General features: G+C 45.6%; 21 protein-coding genes. 17 read left to right on the plus strand and 4 right to left on the minus strand.

The window, feature by feature from the left end; all coding sequences use genetic code 11:
* The first annotated feature begins 233 nt into the window (after window positions 1–233).
* On the plus strand, window positions 234–764 hold the full coding sequence (locus C0033_RS00005; protein WP_103225823.1) for a VanZ family protein: 531 nt from the start codon (window positions 234–236) through the stop codon (window positions 762–764).
* Here the strand turns inward: C0033_RS00005 and C0033_RS00010 are convergent.
* From C0033_RS00010 to C0033_RS00025, 4 genes are all read right to left on the minus strand, one after another.
* Window positions 759–1331 carry a cytidylate kinase-like family protein gene (locus tag C0033_RS00010; RefSeq protein WP_180994497.1) on the minus strand — a complete coding sequence of 191 codons (573 nt, stop codon included), beginning with the start codon at window positions 1329–1331 and terminating at the stop codon, window positions 759–761. The two genes, C0033_RS00005 and C0033_RS00010, sit on opposite strands and share 6 nt — an antisense overlap.
* A gap of 14 nt (window positions 1332–1345) precedes the next feature.
* Window positions 1346–2038 (minus strand): LrgB family protein, encoded by a 693-nt coding sequence (locus C0033_RS00015; protein WP_103225825.1) that lies wholly within the window; start codon window positions 2036–2038, stop codon window positions 1346–1348.
* Window positions 2031–2405 carry a CidA/LrgA family protein gene (locus C0033_RS00020; RefSeq protein ID WP_103225826.1) on the minus strand — a complete coding sequence of 125 codons (375 nt, stop codon included), beginning with the start codon at window positions 2403–2405 and terminating at the stop codon, window positions 2031–2033. The genes C0033_RS00015 and C0033_RS00020 overlap by 8 nt, the downstream gene beginning before the upstream one ends.
* A gap of 76 nt (window positions 2406–2481) precedes the next feature.
* A complete protein-coding gene (locus C0033_RS00025; RefSeq protein WP_103225827.1) occupies window positions 2482–3186 on the minus strand; it encodes an FCD domain-containing protein in 705 nt (234 codons plus the stop codon).
* A gap of 463 nt (window positions 3187–3649) precedes the next feature.
* Between C0033_RS00025 and C0033_RS00030 the strand changes: the two genes are divergently transcribed.
* The 16 genes from C0033_RS00030 (at window position 3650) to C0033_RS00105 (ending at window position 23744) form a co-directional block, all read left to right on the plus strand.
* Window positions 3650–4312 carry a F0F1 ATP synthase subunit A gene (locus C0033_RS00030; protein WP_180994499.1) on the plus strand — a complete coding sequence of 221 codons (663 nt, stop codon included), beginning with the start codon at window positions 3650–3652 and terminating at the stop codon, window positions 4310–4312.
* Between the two features lie 33 nt (window positions 4313–4345).
* Window positions 4346–4570 carry an ATP synthase F0 subunit C gene (gene atpE, locus C0033_RS00035; RefSeq protein WP_103225829.1) on the plus strand — a complete coding sequence of 75 codons (225 nt, stop codon included), beginning with the start codon at window positions 4346–4348 and terminating at the stop codon, window positions 4568–4570.
* A 64-nt stretch (window positions 4571–4634) separates the two neighbouring features.
* A complete protein-coding gene (gene atpF / locus C0033_RS00040) occupies window positions 4635–5135 on the plus strand; it encodes a F0F1 ATP synthase subunit B (protein ID WP_103225830.1) in 501 nt (166 codons plus the stop codon).
* Window positions 5116–5619, plus strand: coding sequence for an ATP synthase F1 subunit delta (gene atpH, locus C0033_RS00045; RefSeq protein WP_103225831.1), 504 nt, complete (start codon window positions 5116–5118; stop codon window positions 5617–5619). Before atpF ends, atpH begins: the two co-directional genes overlap by 20 nt.
* Complete coding sequence (gene atpA / locus C0033_RS00050; RefSeq protein ID WP_103226163.1) at window positions 5616–7136, plus strand: F0F1 ATP synthase subunit alpha; 1521 nt, start codon at window positions 5616–5618, stop codon at window positions 7134–7136. The genes atpH and atpA overlap by 4 nt, the downstream gene beginning before the upstream one ends.
* A 15-nt stretch (window positions 7137–7151) precedes the next feature.
* Complete coding sequence (gene atpG / locus C0033_RS00055; protein WP_103225832.1) at window positions 7152–8045, plus strand: ATP synthase F1 subunit gamma; 894 nt, start codon at window positions 7152–7154, stop codon at window positions 8043–8045.
* 16 nt (window positions 8046–8061) lie between these two features.
* The gene (atpD, locus tag C0033_RS00060; RefSeq protein WP_103225833.1) at window positions 8062–9447 is read left to right on the plus strand and encodes a F0F1 ATP synthase subunit beta; all 1386 of its coding nucleotides are present in this window, start codon (window positions 8062–8064) and stop codon (window positions 9445–9447) included.
* Between the two features lie 23 nt (window positions 9448–9470).
* Window positions 9471–9878 carry an ATP synthase F1 subunit epsilon gene (gene atpC, locus C0033_RS00065; RefSeq protein ID WP_103225834.1) on the plus strand — a complete coding sequence of 136 codons (408 nt, stop codon included), beginning with the start codon at window positions 9471–9473 and terminating at the stop codon, window positions 9876–9878.
* A gap of 10 nt (window positions 9879–9888) precedes the next feature.
* Window positions 9889–10029, plus strand: a complete 141-nt coding sequence (locus C0033_RS26775; RefSeq protein ID WP_180994501.1) for a hypothetical protein — start codon at window positions 9889–9891, stop codon at window positions 10027–10029.
* A gap of 863 nt (window positions 10030–10892) precedes the next feature.
* Window positions 10893–14741 carry a PAS domain S-box protein gene (locus tag C0033_RS00075; protein ID WP_103225836.1) on the plus strand — a complete coding sequence of 1283 codons (3849 nt, stop codon included), beginning with the start codon at window positions 10893–10895 and terminating at the stop codon, window positions 14739–14741.
* 256 nt (window positions 14742–14997) lie between these two features.
* The gene (gene miaB, locus C0033_RS00080; protein ID WP_103225837.1) at window positions 14998–16446 is read left to right on the plus strand and encodes a tRNA (N6-isopentenyl adenosine(37)-C2)-methylthiotransferase MiaB; all 1449 of its coding nucleotides are present in this window, start codon (window positions 14998–15000) and stop codon (window positions 16444–16446) included.
* A gap of 33 nt (window positions 16447–16479) precedes the next feature.
* A complete protein-coding gene (gene mutS / locus C0033_RS00085) occupies window positions 16480–19128 on the plus strand; it encodes a DNA mismatch repair protein MutS (protein WP_103225838.1) in 2649 nt (882 codons plus the stop codon).
* A 14-nt stretch (window positions 19129–19142) separates the two neighbouring features.
* The gene (gene mutL, locus C0033_RS00090; protein WP_103225839.1) at window positions 19143–21191 is read left to right on the plus strand and encodes a DNA mismatch repair endonuclease MutL; all 2049 of its coding nucleotides are present in this window, start codon (window positions 19143–19145) and stop codon (window positions 21189–21191) included.
* A 12-nt stretch (window positions 21192–21203) separates the two neighbouring features.
* Window positions 21204–22148, plus strand: coding sequence for a tRNA (adenosine(37)-N6)-dimethylallyltransferase MiaA (gene miaA, locus C0033_RS00095; RefSeq protein ID WP_103225840.1), 945 nt, complete (start codon window positions 21204–21206; stop codon window positions 22146–22148).
* Window positions 22139–23422 (plus strand): methionine gamma-lyase family protein, encoded by a 1284-nt coding sequence (locus C0033_RS00100; protein WP_103225841.1) that lies wholly within the window; start codon window positions 22139–22141, stop codon window positions 23420–23422. Before miaA ends, C0033_RS00100 begins: the two co-directional genes overlap by 10 nt.
* A 70-nt stretch (window positions 23423–23492) precedes the next feature.
* Window positions 23493–23744 (plus strand): DUF4321 domain-containing protein, encoded by a 252-nt coding sequence (locus tag C0033_RS00105; RefSeq protein ID WP_103225842.1) that lies wholly within the window; start codon window positions 23493–23495, stop codon window positions 23742–23744.
* Window positions 23745–23778 lie beyond the last annotated feature (34 nt).

A 23778-nucleotide genomic window follows, 5' to 3' on the forward strand; every position in this document is an offset into this window, starting at 1 on the left:
GGCTCCGGCTGTTTCCATGGTCTTTCCAGTTCCAGTTTCGGGCATAAGCACTTCTAAACGTGCAGAATTGCTAATACCCTGCAAAGTCACAGGAAAGACCATGGAAACAGCCGGAGCCGGCACAGGCGTCGGAAGGCCGAACCGTTATGCTTTACGAGTTGATATCCCCCGTTGCTTTAATAGGAAATAATGATATAATGCTAAGATAACAGCAACATTAAGGAGTATTCTATATGAAAGAGATATTAGAGTTCATGATTTCTGACTGCATGCATCCATTGTTTTATCTTCCAAAAGCGGTTATCATTGCAGTTTTTGCAGCAGTGATGATCAGAATCGGTAAATCAATTTGGCATAAAAACCGTTTTTTTCAATGGCTGTTTGACAGGAGATGGGTATGCTTTTTCCTTTGCATCTATATTTATGTATTGTTAAACGAAGCCTTTTTTTCACGTCCGCCCGGCTCGAGAAATACCGTCAGCCTGACACTCTTTCAGACATGGGGAAAAACAGCACAATCTCATGCCTATGTGCTGGAAAATGTATTGATGTTTATTCCGTTTGGAATTCTTATACCAATGCTGGCTGGATGGAAGAGGGCAAAACAAGGATGGCTCTGTATACTATCCGCATTTTGCGCCAGCACGATGCTGGAATTTGCTCAATGGATAACCATGAGGGGCCATTGCCAATTAGATGATGTGGTGACTAATACAATTGGAGCCGGAATCGGCTGGATTCTTTTTTCTTTAATCAAACTATGAAATCCCCAGTTTAGAAATATACTCCTGGATTAATTCAACCGAACCGTCCATTCCAAGCCGTCCGCGGTCGATGCAGAGATGGTAATTGCCAACGTCCCTCCAATGAGTCCCCGTATAATAATAGAAGAAATTTTCCCTTCGTTTATCTTCTTTAGCGATCATCTTTTTCGCCTGTTCCGGGCGGACTTTATTGTCATGAGCGATTTTTTCAATTCTCTTATCCATCTCGGCATGGATAAAAATGCTTACAAGTTCTGGATCATCTTTTAAAATGTGATTGGCACATCTTCCGATTATGATGCAGGGTTCCCGGTGTGCAATCTCATGGATGTGGTGAAAGGGGATTCGCCCAATGCCGGCGGCGCAGTTGTTCTGAGCGATGGCATAGAGCAGGCTGTTGACCGGCTCCTCTTCATAAAAGAGCTGAACCTCTTCATAAATCCCGGCAAGTTTGGCTTCTTCCTTCAGGCGTTCTTTATCATAGAGTTTGATTCCAAGCTTGTTTGAAAGCATAACACCGATATCATGCCCTCCGCTTCCATATTCCCTTCCGATGGTAATAATCATAAAAATGCCTCCTTTTATATGAAATTGGCAAACACAGATGCCATCACTACAGTACATAATCCGGCCATGGCGATAGCAAGGCTGCTCATAGCTCCTTCGATTTCCCCCATCTCCATGGCCTTAGTGGTTCCGATGGCATGGGAGGCCGAACCGATCGCAATGCCTTTTGCCACCGGCTCAGTAATGTGAAAAAGTTTACAAGTGAGTTCCGCAGTCATATTGCCCAGTATTCCGGTAATGATGATAACCGCAACTGTGATGGTAACAAAACCTCCCATTTCTTCAGAAATCCCCATGCCGATGGCAGTGGTAATGGATTTGGGAAGAAGCGTCACATATTGCCGGTGGTTAAAGCCGAACAGGAGAGCGAGGAAAAATACTCCGCCCATGCTGGTAAGAACACCGGTTATGATACCGGTTATAATGGCTGTTATATGTTCTTTTAACAGGTTTAGCTGCTGATAAAGCGGAACTGCCAGACAGACGGTCGCCGGGGTGAGCAGGTAGCTTAAATACCGGGCGCTGTTGTTATATGTATCATAGTCAATTTTAAATAGTTTTAATACTGCCATAACAAAGATCACAGAGATGAGGAGCGGGTTGAAAACAGCCAGCTTAAAAGAAGCTTTTATCTTCATTCCCAGATAATATCCGAGGATACTGACTGCCATGCCAAAGAACATGAAATCTTTAACGGCTTCATTCATGGGTTTCACCAGCCTTTCTCCTCTTATCATAATGCTGGACAAATTGGGTGGCCCGGCCTGAAACCGCCATCACAAGAATGGTGGTAACTGAGGTGATGACAGCCACCGGGATCACGATAGGAGATAATTGTTCCCAGGATGTAAGAAGGCCGGCCGCGGCAGGAATAAACATGAGCGGCATAATATCAATTAAAAAGAAGCTGGCATCCCTTACTTCCGAAAGTTGTATGATACCGGTTTTCAAGCCGGCCAGCATGAGAATCAGGCCGTATATGCTGGCCGGAACGGGAAGCGGAACCAGAAATTTAATCACTTCTCCCAACAAGGAGATGAAAATGATGATACCAAATTGTCCTAAATATTTCATAAGTCAGATTCTCCTATAAAGATATAAATTGGTTGAACCAATTTGAACATTATGGTACGCTCATTTTTCTTAAATGTCAAATACTTTTTTCCAACAGCTTATCAATCAGGTCATAATGGGTGTGAATTGCGCCAATTCCCTTAAATGTGTTCTTATCCTTCAGGCTTTCAAACATCGTGCGGTGGGATTCGAGAAGAACGGTCCGTTCTTCTTCAGAGGCTGTCAGTAAAACAAAATTAATAAAATCCCTGCAGATATCGGATAAAGCCTGCATGATCTGAGCGATCAGCATATTGCCGGAGGCCTGGATAAAGATATCATGGAATTCTTTATCGGTTTTTGTTTGTTCCGACAAAGAGTAAAGATCCATCCGTTTCACCAAACTGTCCAGAGCATTGATCTGTTCGCCTGTAATCTTTGATACGGAAAGGGTAAATGCCTGAACTTCCAAAGCGCGGCGCAGCTGGCTTAACTGAATATAATCCGCCTGTTTGGTGAGCAGCAGCATGGAAAGAGATTCCGTAAAGCTTTTTCCAATATTTGCACAGAGATAATTTCCGGAACCCTGACGGCTTTCTATCATCCCCATATTTTCCATGATCTTTAACGCCTCACGAATGGAATTGCGGCTGGCAGACAACGCTTCTGCAAGGACGCGTTCCGTGGGAATTCTGTCACCGGATGAAAGTTTATTTTCTATTAAGAGCTGTTTTATATAGGTTAAGACACGGATATAGATCCGCTGGCCCGATGGGTCTTTGTCCGGTTCCTCCTGATTCATAAATACCTCCTTTTTATGCAGTTTCTCACATTATTTTGATCTATTCATAATATATCATATTATCCGCTTTTTGCAAATTTTTGGCCGGATCATCCGCGCTTATACGCTCATATATGATATGGAATATAAGAGACAAGAGAAATACATATGTCAAAATGACAGAAAAAAGGAAAAAATATTTCATGATAAGTAAGCCATTTTACAAGCGAGTTCACAAATGAAACACAAATAGCAAAAATAATATACAAATGAAACACAAAATTACAACATAAATTTATATAAAAACACGTAATTCAGGAAAATCTTAACAACTTTTTTATACAAAATGACGTATAACCCTAAGTATTGACAAGTAAATCCAACAGAAGTAATATATGTTCAATCCAAATGCCACAGAAATGGCTGATGGAAATCGAATAATAGAAGGGAAGTGAGCAATACGGAGAATTTGGCGGAAGAGTTAATGACAGAATTAAATTGCGACACAGCCTTTACTATTCCTTTGTTTGGCGGAATCGCTGTATCGGAATCTGTGGTCGTCACATGGATCATCATGTTGGGACTGACAGCTGCATCTGTTTTACTCGTCAGAAATCTTCAGGAAAAGCCGGTCAGCCGGCGGCAGATTATACTGGAAACAGCAGTGGGAGGATGTTATCATTTCTTCGAAGATCTGGTTGGTAAAGAAGGTAAACGTTACATACCATATTTGATAACCATAGCACTTTACATCGGAATTGCCAATCTTATCGGACTTCTGGGTTTCAAACCCCCTACGAAAGATCTCAATGTGACGGTGGCACTTGCAGTCATGAGCATTGTGCTGATCGAATATGCCGGGTTTCATCAAAAAGGCCTGAAAAAATGGATCAAAAGTTTTGCAGAACCAATCCCCCTTATCACCCCCATCAACATACTTGAATTATTTATTCGTCCTTTGTCCCTGTGCATGCGGCTTTTTGGCAATGTATTGGGTGCATTTGTTGTGATGGAATTGATTAAGATGATTTTGCCGGTGGCTGTGCCCGTGGCATTCAGCTGTTACTTTGACATTTTTGACGGACTGATTCAGGCATATGTATTAGTATTTTTGACATCCCTCTTTATCAAAGAGGCAATTGAGTAAGAAAAAATAAGTGAGAAAAAGGAGAACATTATTATGGCATCATTAATCGCAATCGGAGCAGGAGTAGCAGTATTAACAGGTATAGGAGCAGGAATCGGTATCGGCATCGCAACTTCTAAAGCAGTGGACGCAATCGCAAGACAGCCGGAAGCGGAAGGCAAGATCAGCAAAGCCCTTCTTCTTGGATGCGCGCTGGCAGAGGCAACCGCAATTTACGGTTTCGTCATCGCCCTTTTAATCATCCTTTTCCTGAAATAATCAGGCAGAAATGAGGAAATGTGAAATTGGACAGAAATAGAAACAGAAAAGGCGGGTGGGGAACATGCTACGATTAGATTGGAATCTGGTTCTGACAATCATCAATCTGATTATTTTATATCTGCTGATGAAGAAATTCCTGATCGGTCCGGTAACGGCCATCATGGAGAAAAGGCAGGCCGATATTGAACAGCAGTTTGCCAGTGCAAATAAGGCGCAGTCAGAGGCGATGAGGGCCAGGAATCAGTATGAAGACAAATTAAAATCATCTCAGGAAGAGAGTGTGAAGATGATAGAACAGGCCAAATTGGACGCACAGGCGGAATACGACAGAATTTTGCTAAAAGCCCAGGAAGCGGCTCAAAAAGAATTCGAAAAATCCCGTAAAAACCTTTTAGCGGAACAGGACAGGATGAAACGGGAGGCGCAGTCAGATCTGGCTTCTCTTGTTATGGCGGCAACAGCTAAGATTATTGGAGAACAGAATGAAGCGAATATCGACCGGTCACTCTATAATCAATTCTTGACAAAAGCAGGTGATTCCCATGACGCAACTCTCAATTAATTATGCAAAGGTATTGTATGAACTTCCAGTGCCGAAAGAGGATGTTCTTCAGTCGGAAACCATATTAAAACAGGTTCCCGAGCTGCTTGGTGTCTTTACCAGCCCGGTAATCCCGGAAAAGAAAAAGTTCGTATTGATTGACCGGATCTTTCCGGAATCAATCAAACGTTTCTTAAAGGTGATGTGCAGAAATCAGGCGATGGACGGCATTTTGGACACTTTCGCAGAGTATAAAAAATATTACTGTGAAGAGCATGGAATTTTGCCGGCTGTGATGACTTATACGCGCCGCCCGGACGAGGCGCAATTGGAAGCAGTCAAACAGTTCCTCTGCAGAAAATATAAAAAGAACCAGGTTGATTTAACGCTTTTACAGGATCCGGGACTGATCGGCGGATTCGTGATACGGGCGGGAGACCGGGAAATCGATTGGAGTTTAAGGGGACGCCTTAAACGGTTAGAGAAAAAATTGATGTGGAGGTGAACCGAGTGAGCTCAATTAGTTCAGAAGAAATTATATCAATCTTAAAAAGTGAAATAGAAAACTTCGATGTGAATACCAAAGATGAAGAGGTGGGCACTGTGATCTGGGTTGGCGATGGAATCGCCACAGTTTATGGAATCGACCACGCCATGTATGGCGAAATCGTCATTTTTGACACCGGAGTGAAAGGAATGGTTCAGGATATCAGGCGAAATGAAATCGGCTGTATTCTGTTCGGCCGGGATACCGGTTTGAAAGAGGGCAGCAAGGTGACCCGTACCAGAAAAAAAGCCGGAATTCCTGTTGGAGAAGGTTTTGTGGGACGAATCATCGATGCGCTTGGCGCGCCCATCGACGGCAAAGGTGAGATTAAAGAAGAAGACTACCGGCCGGTTGAAGAAGAAGCGCCCGGCATCATTGAAAGAAAATCCGTTTCAGTCCCAATGGAGACCGGAATCCTGGCAATTGACTCCATGTTCCCCATCGGACGGGGACAACGAGAGCTGATAATCGGCGACAGGCAGACAGGTAAAACGTCGATTGCTCTTGATACAATTATCAATCAAAAAGGAAAAGATGTGATCTGCATCTATGTAGCCATCGGACAGAAAGCATCCACGGTTGCGAAGATCGTCTCCACCCTGACAAAATATGATGCCATGGATTATTCCATCATCCTGTCGGCTACGGCCAGCGATTCTGCGCCGTTACAGTATATTGCCCCATATTCAGGAACTGCAATGGCGGAGTATTTTATGCATAAAGGAAAGGATGTTTTAATTATCTATGATGATCTTTCAAAACATGCGGTTGCCTATCGTGCGATTTCCCTGCTTCTGGAACGGTCACCAGGGCGTGAAGCCTATCCCGGTGATGTATTTTACCTGCATTCCAGACTGCTGGAACGGTCAAGCCGTTTAAATGATGACCTGGGCGGGGGTTCGATTACCGCGCTTCCGATCATTGAAACCCAGGCGGGAGACGTATCCGCATATATTCCAACAAACGTAATTTCCATTACAGACGGACAGATCTTTTTGGAAAGCGGCTTGTTCTTCTCCGGAATCCGGCCGGCCGTCAACGTTGGCCTTTCCGTTTCCCGAGTCGGAGGAGCCGCCCAGACAAAAGCCATGAAAAAGGCGTCCGGAAGCGTCAGAATCGATTTGGCCCAATTCCGTGAAATGGAAGTATTTACCCAGTTCAGCTCTGATCTGGACGATACCACAAAAGAGCAGCTGCAGTATGGAAAAGGCCTGATGGAACTGTTAAAACAGCCGTTATGCCATCCCCTCAGCCTTCATGCCCAGGTGATTTCTCTCTGTGCGGCAACCAATAAAGTGCTTCTGCCTTTAAAGATCGAAAAGATCAAGGAATTCCAGATGGGAATGCTTTCTTACTTCGATGCCAAATATCCGGAAGTGGGAAAAGAGATTGAAGAAAAGAAAGCGCTGTCCGATGAATTGATCGAACGCATTGTAAAAATTGCGGTGGAATACAGGGACAGTTTACAAATCTAAATCAGGAGGTGCTTTATGGCGAATACGCGGGAAATACAGACAAGAATGAAAAGCATACAGGATACCATGAAAATTACCAACGCCATGTACATGATATCCTCCTCTAAGATGAAAAAAGCCAGAAAAAATCTTTCGGATGCGGAACCTTATTTTTACACGCTTCAGATGGCCATTGAGCGGATTCTCCGCCATCTTCCTGATGTGATGAACCAATATTTTGAACCGGATGAGGCAGATTGTAAAAAAGAGGAAAAAAGGATCGGTTATCTGGTTGTTACGGCAGATAAAGGCCTTGCCGGCGCTTATAATCATAATGTGATTAAACTGGCGCAGGAAGCTCTTGACCGTCCGGGAAACCATATGCTGTTTATACTGGGCGACATCGGCCGCCAGTATTTTGTAAAAAGAGGCGTTGAAATTGAGCAGGATTTTCAGTATACGGTTCAAAATCCGACCATGAGCCGCGCCAGAAACATTGCAGAAAGCCTTTTAGAGTACTATAACAGTCATAAACTGGATGAGATACATATCGTCTATACAAAGATGGTAAATGCCATGCAGACAGAGGCGGAAACCCTTCAGCTACTGCCGCTTAAAAAGGCAAACTTCGGAAAGCAGTTTGTGGATGTACATATGGAAGAAATCGCTTTATGGCCGTCTGCGGATGCGGTTCTGCAAAACATAGTGCCCAATTATATTGCCGGTTTTATATATGGAGCTTTGGTCGAGTCCTACTGCAGTGAGCAAAATTCCCGTATGATGGCAATGGAAGCCGCAACAACGAGTGCCAAGGATATGCTGAAAGACTTGTCTGTCGCATATAACAGGGCCAGGCAGGCAGCTATTACTCAGGAACTCACGGAAGTAATCAGCGGAGCCAAGGCCCAAAAAAAGAAAAAGAAACATTAGAGCGGGAGGAATTTCCATGAAAAAAGGAAAGATAGTTCAGGTTCTCGGACCTGTAGTGGATGTGGAATTTGAAGATGATGATCTTCCGTTTATCAAAGATGCCCTGGAAGTGGATAATAACGGCAAAAAATGTGTGATGGAAGTCGCACAGCATGTAGGCAATCATACGGTTCGCTGCATTATGCTGGCATCCAGCGACGGGCTTTGTAAAGATATGGAAGTTACGGCAACCGGATCGGGCATTAAAGTTCCGGTTGGCAATAAAACCCTGGGACGTCTGTTCAATGTATTGGGAGAGACCATTGACGGCGGCGAAGGGCTGGATCAGGAGGAACGCTGGGTAATTCACAGAGAACCCCCGACATTTGAAGAGCAGAGCCCGGTTGTAGAAATCCTGGAAACGGGAATTAAGGTAATCGATCTGCTGGCCCCTTATGCAAAAGGCGGTAAGATCGGACTATTTGGAGGCGCCGGAGTTGGAAAAACCGTACTGATTCAGGAACTGATCCGGAATATTGCCACAGAGCATGGCGGCTATTCCATTTTTACCGGTGTTGGAGAGCGTTCCAGAGAGGGAAACGATCTTTGGTCTGAGATGAAGGAATCCGGCGTTTTGGAAAAAACCGCCCTGGTATTCGGCCAGATGAACGAACCGCCGGGCGCGCGTATGCGTGTTGCGGAAACAGGGCTTACTATGGCAGAGTATTTCAGGGATCAGGAGCATCAGAACGTGCTGTTGTTTATCGATAACATTTTCCGTTTCGTTCAGGCCGGTTCAGAAGTTTCCGCGCTGCTTGGGCGTATGCCTTCAGCCGTAGGCTATCAGCCGACTCTGGCTACCGAGGTAGGCGAACTGCAGGAGAGAATCACATCCACGAAAAACGGTTCCGTAACCTCTGTTCAGGCAGTTTATGTTCCTGCCGACGATTTAACCGATCCGGCCCCGGCTACCACATTTGCCCATCTGGATGCGACGACCGTGCTTTCCAGAAAAATTGTGGAGCAGGGAATTTATCCGGCCGTTGATCCATTGGAATCCAACTCCAGAATCCTGGAAGAGGACACCGTTGGAAAAGAACATTATGAAACGGCCAGACGGGTACAGGAAATGCTTCAAAAATACAAAGAATTACAGGATATCATCGCAATTCTCGGTATGGAAGAGCTGTCGGAAGAAGATAAAACGGTGGTATACCGTGCCAGAAAGATTCAGAAGTTCCTGTCACAGCCATTTCATGTTGCCGAAAACTTTACCGGAATTCCGGGAAAATATGTGCCGTTAAAAGAGACCATCAAAGGATTTAAGGCAATCGTGGACGGAGATATGGACCAGTATCCGGAAGCCGCATTTTTCAATGTGGGAACCATTGACGATGTGATTGAAAAAGCCAAAAGCTGTTAAAAGCAGAAGGATGTGAGGAAATCATGAATACATTTTATCTGAAGGTGCTGGCCAGCAACCGCTCCTTTTTCGAAGGCAGATGCAAAATGATCGTGCTGCCCGTTTTTGACGGCGAGAAAGCGGTTCAGGCCCATCATGAAAATATGGTAATTGCCGTCAGTGTAGGCGAAATAAGGATCACCACGGAAGACGGTTCCGTAGTAAAGGGATTAGTCGGAAACGGCTTTGCCCAGATCATCAATAACCGTGTCACCCTTTTGGTCGACACGGCCGAAAGCCCGGAAGAAATTGATATCCGCCGCGCCCAGGAAGCACTAGAAAGGGCCAAGGAACAACTGCGTCAAAAACAGAGCATACAGGAACATTCCCATTCAGAGGCGTCCTTGGCAAGAGCAATCGCCAGGCTGAGAATGAAGGATCAACATATATAAAGTATTAAAATTGTTATTTAACAGGGGTGACGGAAGGGTACGCCCGGAATGGGGAGGCGGAACCGGAAGCCAAAGGTCGGAGGGGCCGTCCGGGCCGGGGAAGGAAGATGCAGCCAGATCGGATTCGGGATTCGCCCCTAAGAACTACTAAGACCCGGAAGAACAGAACGAGGCAGGCCAGCGCCATTCGCAGTGAACTCTTTATGACTTCGCTGCTCAGCGGCGCTTTAAAAGCTGAGACGGAAATCAGTTTTTACCTGCCTCGTTCTGCCCTTACGGGACTAAGTAGTTCTAAAGGGGTTCCATACGATCCCAACTGGCTGCATCTTCCTTCCCCGGCCCGGACGGCCCCTCCGACCTTTGGCTTCCGGCTCCGCCTCCCCATTCCGGGCTGGTTTTCGCTAGCCTGGTTAAAAGCAATGTTATGCGTTAGTATTTACGTAAAGCCAAATTTATATAGATCATAAAGGAATTTTCAGAAATGCTTTCATGTTTTACTTTAAATGTCAAGGCATTTAGCGTAAAGACCTCACCCTTTACATTAAATCCTCAAGGCATTTCTGAAAATCCCTTCACGGTTGATGTAAAAAACTACTCTATCCACCAAATCTTTTTTTCCTTAGCTAGCCAAGCAACAGCCGGAAAGAAGGGGGAACCTGGGCGGGCGGCGGATATGATAAGAGATAGGGGATCGTTTGCAGACCCTTAGAGGTACTTGGTCGGCAGAAACGGAAAAAGGCAGACGAATACTGAATTCCGAATCAGTATTTGAGGCGCCCTTGAACGACGAAGTCATAAAGAGTTCATCGTGAATGGCGCCGCGCTGCCTTTTTCTGTTTCTGGCGGCCTTAGTACCTCTTAGGGTCGAAACTCGAATCCCCTATCTCTTATCATATCCGCCGCCCGCCCAGGTTCCCCCTTCTTTCCGGCGTTTCTTTCTCAGTTAAATAAAGATTTGCGGCAGCCCTTGGGTATGGTATAATGGAAAGAGAATGATGTTTTAGGAGGCCGGGGATGATAAGAGCAGGGGAAGCAGCAGGGGTAATACATAATTTTTTTAATGCTTATATGGTAGAACGGAATTGGCAAAAGACCGCCTCATATTTAACAGAGGAAGTTCAATGGGTTGGAACAGGGGCCAATGAAACAGCTGATAATATCGGTAAAGTCATTTCTTTGCTTCAGGAAGAGATAAGGCTTGATCCGGATCCATATGAGATCCGGCTGATTATAAATAAAGAACAGCTTCTTTCGGAAACTTGCGCGGCAGTCTTTGGAAGCCTTGAAGTTACCAGGCTTTTGGATGAGGATGCCGTGTCTTTGGAAGTGCGGGTGACCGCTTCCTGCATGGAAGTAAACGGAGAATGCAAAATCGCAGCCATCCATGCTTCTACGGGCATGATCCAGCAGGAGGAAGGCGAATATTTTCCGGTCCGGTTTGCCCATGAGGCCAGGGCGGAGTTTGAAAAAAGGGTAAGCGCACGGTCCTTTGATCTGTTGAATAAAAGCATTCCCGGGGGCATTATAGGAAGATATTTAGAAGAGAATTTTCCTTTGTACTGTGTAAATGACCGTATGCTGAACCATCTGGGCTATACTTATGAAGAATTTGTTCAGGCCATAGAGGGTAATGTAATTAACAGCATTCATCCGGACGACCGGGAATGGGTTGACCGTTTGGTAGGGGATGCGCTGGAACGGGAAAAGGAATACGAAGTCCAATACCGTATGCGGAAAAAGGACGGCAGCTATATATGGGTGAATGATGTAGGAAAAAAGGGGCTCGCAGATGACGGAAGGGCAGTCTGCCTGAGCGTAATCCGCGATGTTTCGGAAGAGCAGGAAGCTAAACGCCGTCTGACGGAAGAGATGGCCAATAAAGAGGATCAGGTTCAGCGGTATAATTCGCTGTTTCAGTCGGCTCTGTGCGGAATCGTCCAATACCGTTTTAGTGAAAATGGGGCGGTAGCCTTTAAAAATGCCAATGTGGAAGCGATTCGTATTTTCGGATACTCACCGGAAGAATTTTGGGATAAGGGCTCCTGGACTCTGGATGAAGTGACTGCCAATGAGGACAGGGACTATATAAGGCGTCTGATCAGCGGACTGGAACAGATCGGAGATATGTGCCAGTTTGAATACCGGATCATGAGAAAAGACGGAACGACCTGCTGGATTATCGGAAATTCCGAGGTTATACAGGATGAGGACGGAACTTTGCTGATACAAAGCGCCTTTTTGGATATAGACAGGAATAAGAGGGCGGAGATACAAAACCAGCTGCTCTCCGAACAGGTAGAAGCGGGCAATGTTCTTTTAAGAATGGCATTGGAACACACTTCGACTTGTGAATTTTATTATTATCCCAAAGAGCATTTGGCCGTCCTTCCGGAACGGACAGGAGAATATTATCATTGTAAAACGAGATATGATAAGATGCCGGGAGACCTGGCAGAGGAACTGGTTGCAGAAGAATGGCGCAAAGAGTATGACAGGATGATACAAAAGATTCTGGGCGGAGAGAAGACTGCCAGCGCCCAGTTCAAGGCTAAAAACGGTGAATTCTGGTGCTGTATTACGATGTCGTCCGTAAATGATGCATGTGATAAAAGTCCTTCCTTTGTGGTCGGTATAATCGAAGACATTACGAGGGAGAAGGAGATGGAATTCGCGCTGCTGGAAGCCCGGTCCAGAGATCCTTTAACAGGTTTATATACGAAGGAGGCCGGAATCCGTATGGTGCGGGATTACATGGAGCACCAGGATCCCAATGAAGTCTGCGCGCTCATGCTGCTTGATATGGATGATTTTAAGTCGTTTAATCAGGAGGAAGGCAGGGTATTTGCAGATGCGATCCTTCAGGATGTGGCCCGCGTATTAAAATCGGAAACCGGAAAAGAGGATATTCAGATCCGCTTGGGAGGAGACGAATTTCTGCTGTTTATAAAGGGATGTAATAAGGCTCAAGCCACAGTGTTGGGCCCCAGAATTGCATCTAAGATCCAGGAATTATTTGTAAAGGAAGGTTATGAGCGGAAGGTCTCCGCCAGTATCGGAATGTGCGTAACAACCGTGGTGGATGAGTACACAGGACTTTACCGCTGTGCGGAGAGCACGCTTCATTATGTAAAAGAGCATGGAAAAGGAAAAGCGGCCTGCTATCTGGATACGTCCAATGAGATCGGCACCGTATTGACCCAGCTGTATACGGATGAGCATTTATTTAATGAAATTACCAGCCAGGGCGAATTTAAAGAGGATGATCTGGTTGCATTTGCTTTGGAGCTTTTGATGAAGGCGAAGAAACTGGACGATGCAATTTTTCTGCTTCTGGCCCGTATTGGAAAATATTATCATTTAGACCGGGTTTCCATTATAGAGGCGAATCCGGAATATCTGAGCCTGCGCTGTACGTATCAGTGGGCGAGGAACCGGACGGATTCTCAGATGAACCAAATCGTCTATATGAATACGGAACAGTTCAAAGAACTTATAAACCTCTATGATGAGGATGGAATATGCGAACATAATCCGTTAATCAGCACGCTGGCATCCGGCATCCAGATATCTATATGGGATCAGGGAAGCTATGCCGGCACCATGAACTATGAGAGCCGCCAAAAAGGCCGGATTTGGAATGAAGCAGAGCGCAGAACGATGAAAGAGCTTGCGAAACTGGTATCTTCCTTTATAATGAAAGCGCGTGCGGATACCGTAAGCCAGGCGAAGACGGACTTTCTGTCCAGAATGTCCCATGAGATCCGCACTCCGATGAATGCGATTACCGGAATGACAGCCATTGCCAAAACCGTATTGGATGACAGGGAAAAGGCCATGAAATGTCTGAATAAGATCGAATATGCCAATGAATATCTGCTGGACCTGATCAATGACATTTTGGATATGTCCCGGATTGAAAGCGGTAAACTGGAACTGAATCAGGAAGCGGCCGACATAGGACATCAGGCGGATAACCTGAAATCGTTACTGATGCCTCAGGCAGTTGAGAAGAATATCCGCTTAACCTTCCATAATAATTATACAAGCAACCGTCCGGTGAAAGCGGATATACTCCGTCTGAATCAAATTCTGATTAATATCATAGGAAATGCCATAAAATTTACAGATCCGGGCGGTTTTGTGGATTTCTTTATCGATCCTCTGTACGAGGATGAAACATCTGTCAGGCTGCGTTTTTCAGTGAAAGATACCGGAATCGGCATCAGCCCCAAATCCATCGGTCAGATTTTTAATGCATTTGAACAGGCGGATCGGAGTACAGCATCCAAATACGGCGGAACCGGTCTGGGATTGTCCATTTCCTCCCGTTTAGTTCAGATGATGGGCGGGGTTTTAGAAGTGGAAAGCGAGTTGGGAAAAGGTTCGGAATTTTATTTCGTCACGGAATTTAAGGTTTGTGAAAAGGAAGAGATTAAGGAAGAGGAGCCGGAGCCGGGAGAAGAAGCGGATTTTAGCGGAGAACGGATTTTGCTGGCGGAGGATAACGAACTGAACCGGGAAATTGCGAAAGCGTTATTGGAGATGAACGGATTTATTGTGGAGACAGCTTCAAACGGTCAGGAAGCGCTTGACTTATTTACAGGCCATGATCCCGGGTATTATGATGCAGTCTTAATGGATATCCGAATGCCTGTAATGGATGGTCTGGAGGCCACGAAAAACATCCGTCTGTCAGGAAAAGAAGATTCCAGAACCATACCCATTATTGCGATGACAGCCAATGCATTTGACGAAGACAGTAAAAAGTCCATGGAAAGCGGCATGAACGGGCATCTGACCAAGCCGGTCGTAATCGGGCAGTTATTGGATATGCTGAGAAAATGTATGAAGAAAAAAAGCTGAACCGGCACTTAAAAAGAGGAATAATTTTAAATCATCAGCAAGATGACATACAGCCGTAAAGAATGGAAGTTTCCTTTCTTTACGGCGTATCTTTTGCCGGCCGGATAGAAATTTACAGTAACTTCATTTTTCTTAAAATTTGATAAAAAGTGGTCAGCAGGCAGCCGCCTTTTCTTTTTTGGTGTTTGCAATCATTTTGATTTATGCTATAATATTTTGAAACTAAAATTTAAATGGAATTATGAGGGAAAGATAGATGAATCATATAGAGACGCTACAGGATGAAAACCAGGGGAGCATACCGGTAAATGAACCGGAGAGACAACAGTATTTCATGAATAAAGTCCGCTCCCAAGTGGAGGAAATGAGTAAACAGGCGGGCCGGCCTTTGACCTGCTGTATCAACACCTTCGGCTGTCAGATGAACGCCAGGGATTCGGAAAAGCTTCTGGGGATTCTCGAACAGATCGGTTTTGTTGAAACGGATACGGATGAAGCCGATTTTGTCCTGTACAACACCTGTACGGTGCGTGAAAACGCCAACCAGAGAGTGTACGGCCGCCTTGGATATCTGAACAGCTTGAAAAAGAAAAACCCCAATATGCTGATCGCCCTCTGCGGATGTATGATGCAGGAACCGGAAGTTGTTGCGAAGATTAAGAAAAGCTACCGGTTCGTTGACGTAATATTTGGAACCCATAATATCTTTAAGCTGGCAGAATTGCTGTCTGAACGCTTAGACCGGAAAAAGATGGTGGTGGATATATGGGAAAAGACGGATAAAATCGTTGAAGATCTGCCGGTTGAGAGAAAGTATTCATTCAAATCAGGCGTGAATATTATGTTTGGCTGCAATAATTTCTGCAGCTATTGCATCGTTCCCTACGTGCGTGGAAGAGAGAGAAGCCGAAATCCGGAGGATATTATAGCGGAGATCAAGTCGCTTGTGGCCGACGGAGTCATTGAAGTGATGCTTCTGGGACAGAATGTTAATTCATATGGAAAGAACCTGGAACATCCGATTACATTTGCCGAACTGCTGAGAAGGGTCGATGAGATCGAAGGGCTGGAAAGAATCCGTTTTATGACATCCCATCCAAAAGATCTGTCGGATGAACTGATTGAGGTGATGAAGAACTCCAAAAAGGTATGCCGTCATCTCCACCTTCCCCTTCAATCCGGCAGCAGCCGGGTTTTAAAGGTGATGAACCGGAAGTATACAAAAGAACAGTATCTGGAACTGGCAAAGAAGATTAAGGACGCGGTTCCGGACATCTCGCTGACCACAGATATCATCGTCGGATTCCCGGGTGAGACAGAAGAGGATTTTGAGGAAACCCTGGATGTGGTGCGCCAGGTCCGTTATGACAGCGCATTTACCTTTATCTATTCCAAGCGGACCGGAACGCCTGCAGCCGCCATGGAGGACCAGGTTCCGGAAGATGTGGTAAAAGAACGGTTTGACCGCCTTTTAGAAGAGGTTCAGAGGATTTCAGCCGAAGTTTCCGGCCGCGATGCCCATACGGTTCAAAAGGTTCTGGTGGAGAATATGGACGACCACCAGGATGGATTTGTGACCGGACGGATGGATAACAATACCATTGTTCATTTCCCAGGAGATGAATCCCTGATCGGAAAAATCGTGGATGTATACCTGGATGAATCCAAGGGATTTTACTATATGGGGACACAAGTAAAACACTAAAGAAAATTAACGAGATTAGAAAAGAGGAAATTTATGGGACTGTCACCTATGATGGTTCATTATACTGAAACCAAAAAAGAATATCCGGACTGTATTCTCTTTTACAGGCTGGGAGATTTTTATGAGATGTTTTTTGAAGATGCGATTACCGTATCAAGAGAGCTGGAGATTACCTTAACAGGAAAGGAATGTGGCTTAGAGGAACGCGCGCCTATGTGCGGCGTTCCTTTTCATGCCCTTGATACTTACTTAAACCGTCTGGTTCAAAAAGGATATAAGGTAGCCATCGCGGAGCAGATGGAAGATCCCAAGCTGGCCAAAGGACTGGTAAAAAGAGAGGTCATCCGAATTGTAACGCCCGGTACCATCACCAGCGCTCAGGCACTGGATGAAACGAAGAATAACTACCTGATGGGAATCGTATATTTAGACGAATCCTTCGGAATTGCGACCGCGGATATTACAACCGGAGAATTTCTCGTAACAGAAGTATCCAATGAAAGAAATTTATTCGACGAAATTAATAAATTTGCTCCTTCCGAGATCATCTGCAATGAAGCCTTTAACATGTCCGGGGTGGATTTGACCGATCTGAAAGAGCGGTATCATGTGGCGGTATCTTCAATGGATAATCGCTTTTTTGCCGAAGAAGCCTGCCATAAAATTATCAGAGAACATTATCATGTCAACTCTCTGGAAGGTCTTGGACTAAATGATTATGAGATCGGTTCCATCGCCGCGGGAGCAGTGATGCAGTATCTCTATGAAACCCAGAAGAGCACATTGAGCCATATCACCACGCTGACCCCATATACGACGGGCCAGTTCATGATGTTAGACACCTCCACCAGGCGGAACTTAGAGCTGGTGGAAACGATGCGTGAAAAACAGAAGCGTGGAACGCTTTTATGGGTGCTGGATAAAACAAAGACGGCCATGGGCGCCAGGCTGCTGCGCAATTTCCTGGAACAGCCTCTGATCGACCGGGATGAAATCTTAAAGAGACAGAATGCCATTGAAGAACTCAATATGAATTTTATCTCCCGAGAGGAAATCTGCGAGTATTTAAATCCGATCTATGACCTGGAACGTCTCATTGGACGGATCAGCTATAAAACAGCCAATCCCAGGGATTTAATCGCATTTAAAAATTCCCTGGAGATGCTTCCTCACATCAAAAACATTTTAAAAGAATTCAGCTCCCAGCTGTTTCGGGAATTGGACGAGGATTTAGATCCTCTGGAAGATTTATATCAGCTGATCGACCGGGCGATAGAGGACGATCCACCCATATCGGTCAGGGACGGAGGAATGATCAAAGACGGGTTCCACGAGGAAACGGACAAGCTTCGCCATGCAAAAACCGAGGGAAAAACATGGCTTGCTGAATTAGAACAGCGGGAAAAAGAAAAAACAGGCATAAAAAACCTGAAAATAAAATATAATAAAGTATTTGGATATTATTTTGAAGTTACAAATTCGTTCAAGGATCTGGTGCCGGATTATTTTATCAGAAAGCAGACCCTGGCCAATGCGGAACGGTATACAACAGATGAGCTGAAAAATCTGGAAGATATCATATTAGGCGCTGAGGACAAGCTGTTTTCACTGGAATATGATCTGTTCTGCCAGGTTCGGGACCAGATTGCCCTGGAGGTTTTAAGAATCCAGAAGTCTGCAAAAGCGATAGCCGGAATGGATGTGTTCGCATCCCTTTCCGTAGTTGCCACCAGGAATAATTACATAAAGCCTTCGATCAATGAAAAGGGCATCATCCAGATCAAAAACGGACGCCATCCGGTTGTGGAAAAGATGATGCGCGACGATCTTTTCGTATCCAACGATACTTATCTGGATAATGGAAAAAACAGGATTTCCATTATAACAGGGCCCAATATGGCCGGAAAATCCACTTATATGAGACAGACGGCCCTGATCGTTTTAATGGCCCAGGTGGGCAGCTTTGTGCCTGCGGAATCTGCCAATGTGGGAATCTGCGACCGGATTTTCACCCGTGTGGGAGCTTCCGATGATTTAGCAAGCGGTCAAAGCACCTTTATGGTGGAGATGACCGAGGTTGCCAATATTCTCAGAAATGCGACGAAAAACAGCCTTCTGATCCTGGACGAGATCGGCCGGGGCACCAGCACCTTCGACGGGCTCAGCATTGCATGGGCGGTTGTGGAACATATCAGCAACACGAAGGTGTTAGGGGCGAAAACATTGTTTGCAACCCATTATCATGAGCTGACCGAACTGGAAGGCACCATGAGCGGGGTCAATAACTACTGTATCGCGGTAAAAGAACAGGGGGATGACATTGTCTTCCTGAGAAAGATCGTAAAAGGCGGGGCGGATAAGAGCTACGGAATCCAGGTGGCAAAGCTGGCCGGCGTGCCGGAGCCTGTAATTGAACGGGCAAAAGAACTGGTGGAAGAGTTAAGCAGCGCCGATATTACAGCGAAAGCCAAGGAGATCGCCCAGTCCTCAACCAATTTGAGCCAGAGAAAATCAGTGCCCAAGCCGGACGAAGTGGATCTTCTTCAGATGTCCATCTTTGAGACGGTAAAAGATGATGATATTATTAAAGAACTGTCGGATATGGATCTTGGTAAGATGACGCCGATCGATGCATTGAATACATTGTACCAGCTTCAGACAAAGATTAAGAACCGCTGGTAGAAAGAAAGGAATTTATGCCGAATATTACAGTACTGGATCAAAATACAATTAATAAAATTGCTGCCGGTGAAGTGATTGAACGCCCTGCGTCGGTTGTCAAAGAGCTTTTGGAAAATGCCATCGATGCCGGAGCGACGGCAGTGACAATTGAGATCAAGGACGGCGGAATCTCTTTTATCCGGGTTACTGATAATGGATGCGGAATTCCAAAGGAAGAGATTGCTCTGGCTTTTCTGCGGCATTCCACCAGCAAAATCAAGACAATCGAAGACCTGTTCACCATCTCGTCTTTGGGTTTTAGAGGTGAGGCCCTGTCCAGTATTGCGGCGGTGGCCCAGGTGGAACTGATTACAAAGATCAGCTCCAGCATAACCGGTTCCAGATATCAGATTGAAGGCGGGCAGGAAAAGGCGCTGGATGAGATCGGCGCTCCGGAAGGCACGACTTTTATTGTACGAAATTTGTTTTTTAATACTCCGGTAAGGAAGAAGTTTTTAAAAACACCGCAGACGGAAGGGGCTCATGTGGCTGATCTGGTGGAAAAGATCGCCCTTTCCCATCCGGAAGTATCCATCCGGTTCATTCAGAATAATCAAAACCGTCTTCATACGTCGGGAAACCATAATGTAAGAGATATCATTTATACGGTATTCGGCAGAGAAATTGCAGCCAACCTTTTAGAAGTGCAGACCGGCGATGAAGAGGTGAAAGTCCGCGGTTTTATCGGGAAACCCGTGATTGCAAGAAGCAACCGGAATTTTGAAAATTATTATATTAATGGAAGATATATAAAGAGCAATGTGATTGCAAAGGCTATTGAGGATGCTTATAAACCTTTTATGATGCAGCATAAGTATCCGTTCACCTTGCTTCATTTTTCCATCGATCCGGAATCTCTGGATATTAATGTCCATCCAACCAAGATGGAACTGCGTTTTTCAAAGCCGGAAAAGATCTACCAGCTGGTATTTCAGGCTTTGACGGCAGCGCTAGAACAAAAGGAACTGATACCGGAAGTATCCCTGAAGGCGGATGAGGATGAAGAAAAAGAAAAGCCGGTATTTAAGAGGGAGCGGATTCCGGAACCGTTTGAGAAAAAGAGAAGAGAGCTTTCCCCCGCTTTTATCCGCGAGTCTTCACCCGGTTGGAAATCAGACCGGGAAGCAGCAGTTACTGCTCCGGATTTAAAAGAACTGCCGATCCGGGAGGCACTCAGAATTCCCGGAAGAACTCAGAACCAGACTCCTTTTCCTGATAAAAGGGAGAACAGGGTAATAATCCCGGGGGAATACCGGACAGAACGGCCTGAGACTGTGCAGACCCGGCCTGAAACCGTCGCAGAAATTGAGGAAAAGCCCTTGGAACCGGCCGAAAAACCGGTGGAGAAAACAGAAGCTAAAGCAGAGGAAAGCCGGCCGGCTGTGGTGCAGGAAAAACCGGAACAGCTGGATTTGTTTGAAGAGAAGCTTTTGGAGCCAAAGGCCAGAGAGCGCCACAAATTGATCGGACAATTGTTTGATACCTACTGGCTGGTGGAATTTAACCAGCAGCTTTATATCATTGACCAGCATGCGGCCCATGAAAAGGTTTTGTTTGAAAAAACCATGCAGTCCTTAAAACAAAGGGAGTATACGTCACAGATGGTAAACCCTCCGATTATTCTCACACTCAGCGGAAATGAAGAGATCCTGTTAAAAGAGTACCTTGAATATTTCACCAAAATGGGATTTGAAATCGAACATTTTGGCGGGAAGGAATATGCGGTCAGGGCGGTTCCGGACAATCTGTTTTCCATTGCCAAAAAAGAACTGCTGATGGAGATGATTGACGGTCTGACAGGTGAGATTGCAGGCCATAATCCGGATATTATCTATGAAAAGGTTGCGTCCATGTCGTGTAAAGCGGCGGTGAAAGGCAATCATCAGATGTCGGCATTGGAGGCGGACAAGCTGATCGACCAGCTTTTAGAACTGGAGAATCCATATGCCTGTCCCCATGGCAGGCCTACGATTATATCCATGAGCAAATACGAGCTGGAAAAGAAATTTAAGCGCATTGTTTAAAGGAAGGATATCATGAAACAACCGATTATCATTTTAACAGGCCCTACTGCGGTGGGAAAGACAGCCCTGTCCATCGAACTGGCACATGCGGTAGGAGGGGAGATAATAAGCGCTGACTCCATGCAGGTGTACCGCCATATGGATATCGGGTCGGCCAAGATCCGTCCGGAGGAAATGGACGGCGTTCCCCATCACCTGATCGATGTGCTGGAACCAACTGAGGAGTTCAATGTTGTGGTTTTTCAGTCCATGGCAAAAGAAGCTCTCAATAAGATTTACGGGGCGTCCCATATTCCTATTGTGACTGGCGGAACGGGATTTTATATCCAGGCGCTTTTATATGATATTGATTTTAAAGAAGACGACGGCAACAGCCAAATCAGACGAGAGCTGGAGCATCTGGCAGCAGAGCAGGGACCGCAGTTTATGCATGATATGCTGAATGAGGTGGACCCGGAATCGGCAAAGGCCATTCACCCGAACAATCAGAAACGGGTGATCCGGGCCATTGAGTATTACCGTCTGACCGGCGAACGGATATCCGCCCATAATGAAGAAGAGAGGCAGAAGGAATCCCCTTACCGCTTCCTCTATTATGTAATCAACACGGACCGGGATAAACTGTATTCCCAGATAGACCTTCGCGTGGATCAGATGATGGAAAACGGGCTGGTGGATGAGGTGAAAATGCTTTCGGCCATGGGATGTACCAGAGGAATGGTATCTATGCAGGGACTTGGATACAAAGAAATTCTGGATTATATTAATGGGGAATGCACCCTGGAAGAGGCCGTTTATATCTTAAAAAGAGACACCAGACATTTTGCAAAAAGACAGCTCACCTGGTTTAAAAGGGAACGTGATGTCAGATGGCTTAATCTGCCGGAGTTCGGTTATGACAGGAACCTGGTGCTTAAAAAAATTTTAGATGATGTGGAGAACGAAAGATGGAGTTAGAAAAGATGTATGAACAGCTGGGAATCAGCAAAGCCGTGCTGGATTTTGGCAGGAATATAGAAGATGACCTGAAAGAACGGTTTGAAGCGATTGATGAAACAGCTGAATATAATCAGTTAAAAGTATTAAAAGCCATGCAGGATAACCGTGTGAGCGATATCCATTTTGCGGCTACTACCGGTTATGGATATAACGATCTGGGCAGAGACACTCTGGAATCCGTTTATGCCAGCGCTTTTCATGGAGAAAGCGCCTTGGTAAGGCCTCAGCTGATCAGCGGAACACATGCCCTTCATATTGCGCTGTCCGGCAATCTGCGTCCGGGTGACGAGCTGCTTTCCCCTGTAGGAAAACCCTATGATACCCTAGAAGAGGTGATCGGAATCCGGGAATCCGCAGGTTCTTTAAAGGAATATGGGGTGGTTTACCGGCAGGTGGATCTTTTGGAAGACGGATCATTTGATTATGAAAATATCAGAAAAGCGGTTAATGAGAAAACAAAGCTGGTTACGATCCAGCGATCCAAAGGGTATGCCACCAGACCTACCTTATCGGTTAAACGAATCGGGGAACTGATTAAGTTTATAAAAGAGATAAAACCGGACACCATCTGCATGGTGGATAACTGTTACGGAGAATTTGTAGAGGAAATCGAACCTACCGATGTGGGAGCCGATATGATCGTGGGATCGTTAATTAAGAATCCTGGCGGCGGGCTGGCTCCGATCGGAGGTTATATTGTGGGCCGTCAGGACTGCATTGACCGGGCATCTTACCGTCTGAGCGCGCCGGGTCTCGGTAAAGAGGTAGGGGCAAGCCTGGGACTGAACCAATCCTTCTATCAGGGACTGTTCTTATCCCCGACTGTGGTTGCAGGCGCGCTCAAAGGCGCAATCTTTGCGGCTAATGTTTATGAAAAACTGGGATTTTCCGTTGTTCCTGACAGCAAAGAGTCCCGTCACGATATCATTCAGGCGGTGACCTTCGGAACTCCGGAAGGCGTTATTGCATTCTGCCAGGGAATTCAGGCAGCGGCCCCTGTGGACAGCTTTGTTACTCCTGAGCCGTGGGCTATGCCGGGCTATGATGCGGACGTCATCATGGCAGCAGGCGCTTTCGTGCAGGGTTCCTCCATAGAACTCAGTGCGGACGGACCGATTAAGCCGCCTTATACCGTGTTCTTCCAGGGAGGGCTCACCTGGTATCATGCCAAAATGGGAATTTTAAAATCCCTTCAGAAGCTGGTGGAAGCCGGAATCGTCACTTTAAAGTAGCCGGAAAAAATTGTATACATGAGAACAAACTTATGATACAATGATTCAATACGAAAAAGAGGAATGTCAGATGAGAAATAAGAATTTCTGGGTATTATTACTTCTGATGCTGGCCGGAATCGTATTAGGCGGCTTCATCGGTAATCTGGCAGAAGGAGTATCCTGGCTGTCCTGGCTGAATTTCGGACAGTCGTTTGGGCTGGACAGTCCTTTAATCCTGAATTTCGGGATTCTGGTTATCACCTTCGGCTTGAGTATAAAGATTACAATGGCGGGTATTATAGGCGTCGTTATCGCCTTAATCACATACCGCATACTATAATTCCTGACAAAGTTGCTTGGAGAGTTGCGTAGTT

The organism is Clostridium sp. chh4-2 (genome assembly GCF_002899675.1).
Taxonomy (GTDB): domain Bacteria; phylum Bacillota; class Clostridia; order Lachnospirales; family Lachnospiraceae; genus CHH4-2.

Coding starts and splice junctions, on each gene's coding strand:
- C0033_RS00005 (WP_103225823.1), top strand. CDS start 234: ATGAAAGAGATATTAGAGTTCATGATTTCTGACTGCATGCATCCATTG.
- C0033_RS00010 (WP_180994497.1), bottom strand. CDS start 1,331: ATGATTATTACCATCGGAAGGGAATATGGAAGCGGAGGGCATGATATC.
- C0033_RS00015 (WP_103225825.1), bottom strand. CDS start 2,038: ATGAATGAAGCCGTTAAAGATTTCATGTTCTTTGGCATGGCAGTCAGT.
- C0033_RS00020 (WP_103225826.1), bottom strand. CDS start 2,405: ATGAAATATTTAGGACAATTTGGTATCATCATTTTCATCTCCTTGTTG.
- C0033_RS00025 (WP_103225827.1), bottom strand. CDS start 3,186: ATGAATCAGGAGGAACCGGACAAAGACCCATCGGGCCAGCGGATCTAT.
- C0033_RS00030 (WP_180994499.1), top strand. CDS start 3,650: ATGACAGAATTAAATTGCGACACAGCCTTTACTATTCCTTTGTTTGGC.
- atpE (WP_103225829.1), top strand. CDS start 4,346: ATGGCATCATTAATCGCAATCGGAGCAGGAGTAGCAGTATTAACAGGT.
- atpF (WP_103225830.1), top strand. CDS start 4,635: ATGCTACGATTAGATTGGAATCTGGTTCTGACAATCATCAATCTGATT.
- atpH (WP_103225831.1), top strand. CDS start 5,116: ATGACGCAACTCTCAATTAATTATGCAAAGGTATTGTATGAACTTCCA.
- atpG (WP_103225832.1), top strand. CDS start 7,152: ATGGCGAATACGCGGGAAATACAGACAAGAATGAAAAGCATACAGGAT.
- atpD (WP_103225833.1), top strand. CDS start 8,062: ATGAAAAAAGGAAAGATAGTTCAGGTTCTCGGACCTGTAGTGGATGTG.
- atpC (WP_103225834.1), top strand. CDS start 9,471: ATGAATACATTTTATCTGAAGGTGCTGGCCAGCAACCGCTCCTTTTTC.
- C0033_RS00075 (WP_103225836.1), top strand. CDS start 10,893: ATGATAAGAGCAGGGGAAGCAGCAGGGGTAATACATAATTTTTTTAAT.
- miaB (WP_103225837.1), top strand. CDS start 14,998: ATGAATCATATAGAGACGCTACAGGATGAAAACCAGGGGAGCATACCG.
- mutS (WP_103225838.1), top strand. CDS start 16,480: ATGGGACTGTCACCTATGATGGTTCATTATACTGAAACCAAAAAAGAA.
- mutL (WP_103225839.1), top strand. CDS start 19,143: ATGCCGAATATTACAGTACTGGATCAAAATACAATTAATAAAATTGCT.
- miaA (WP_103225840.1), top strand. CDS start 21,204: ATGAAACAACCGATTATCATTTTAACAGGCCCTACTGCGGTGGGAAAG.
- C0033_RS00100 (WP_103225841.1), top strand. CDS start 22,139: ATGGAGTTAGAAAAGATGTATGAACAGCTGGGAATCAGCAAAGCCGTG.
- C0033_RS00105 (WP_103225842.1), top strand. CDS start 23,493: ATGAGAAATAAGAATTTCTGGGTATTATTACTTCTGATGCTGGCCGGA.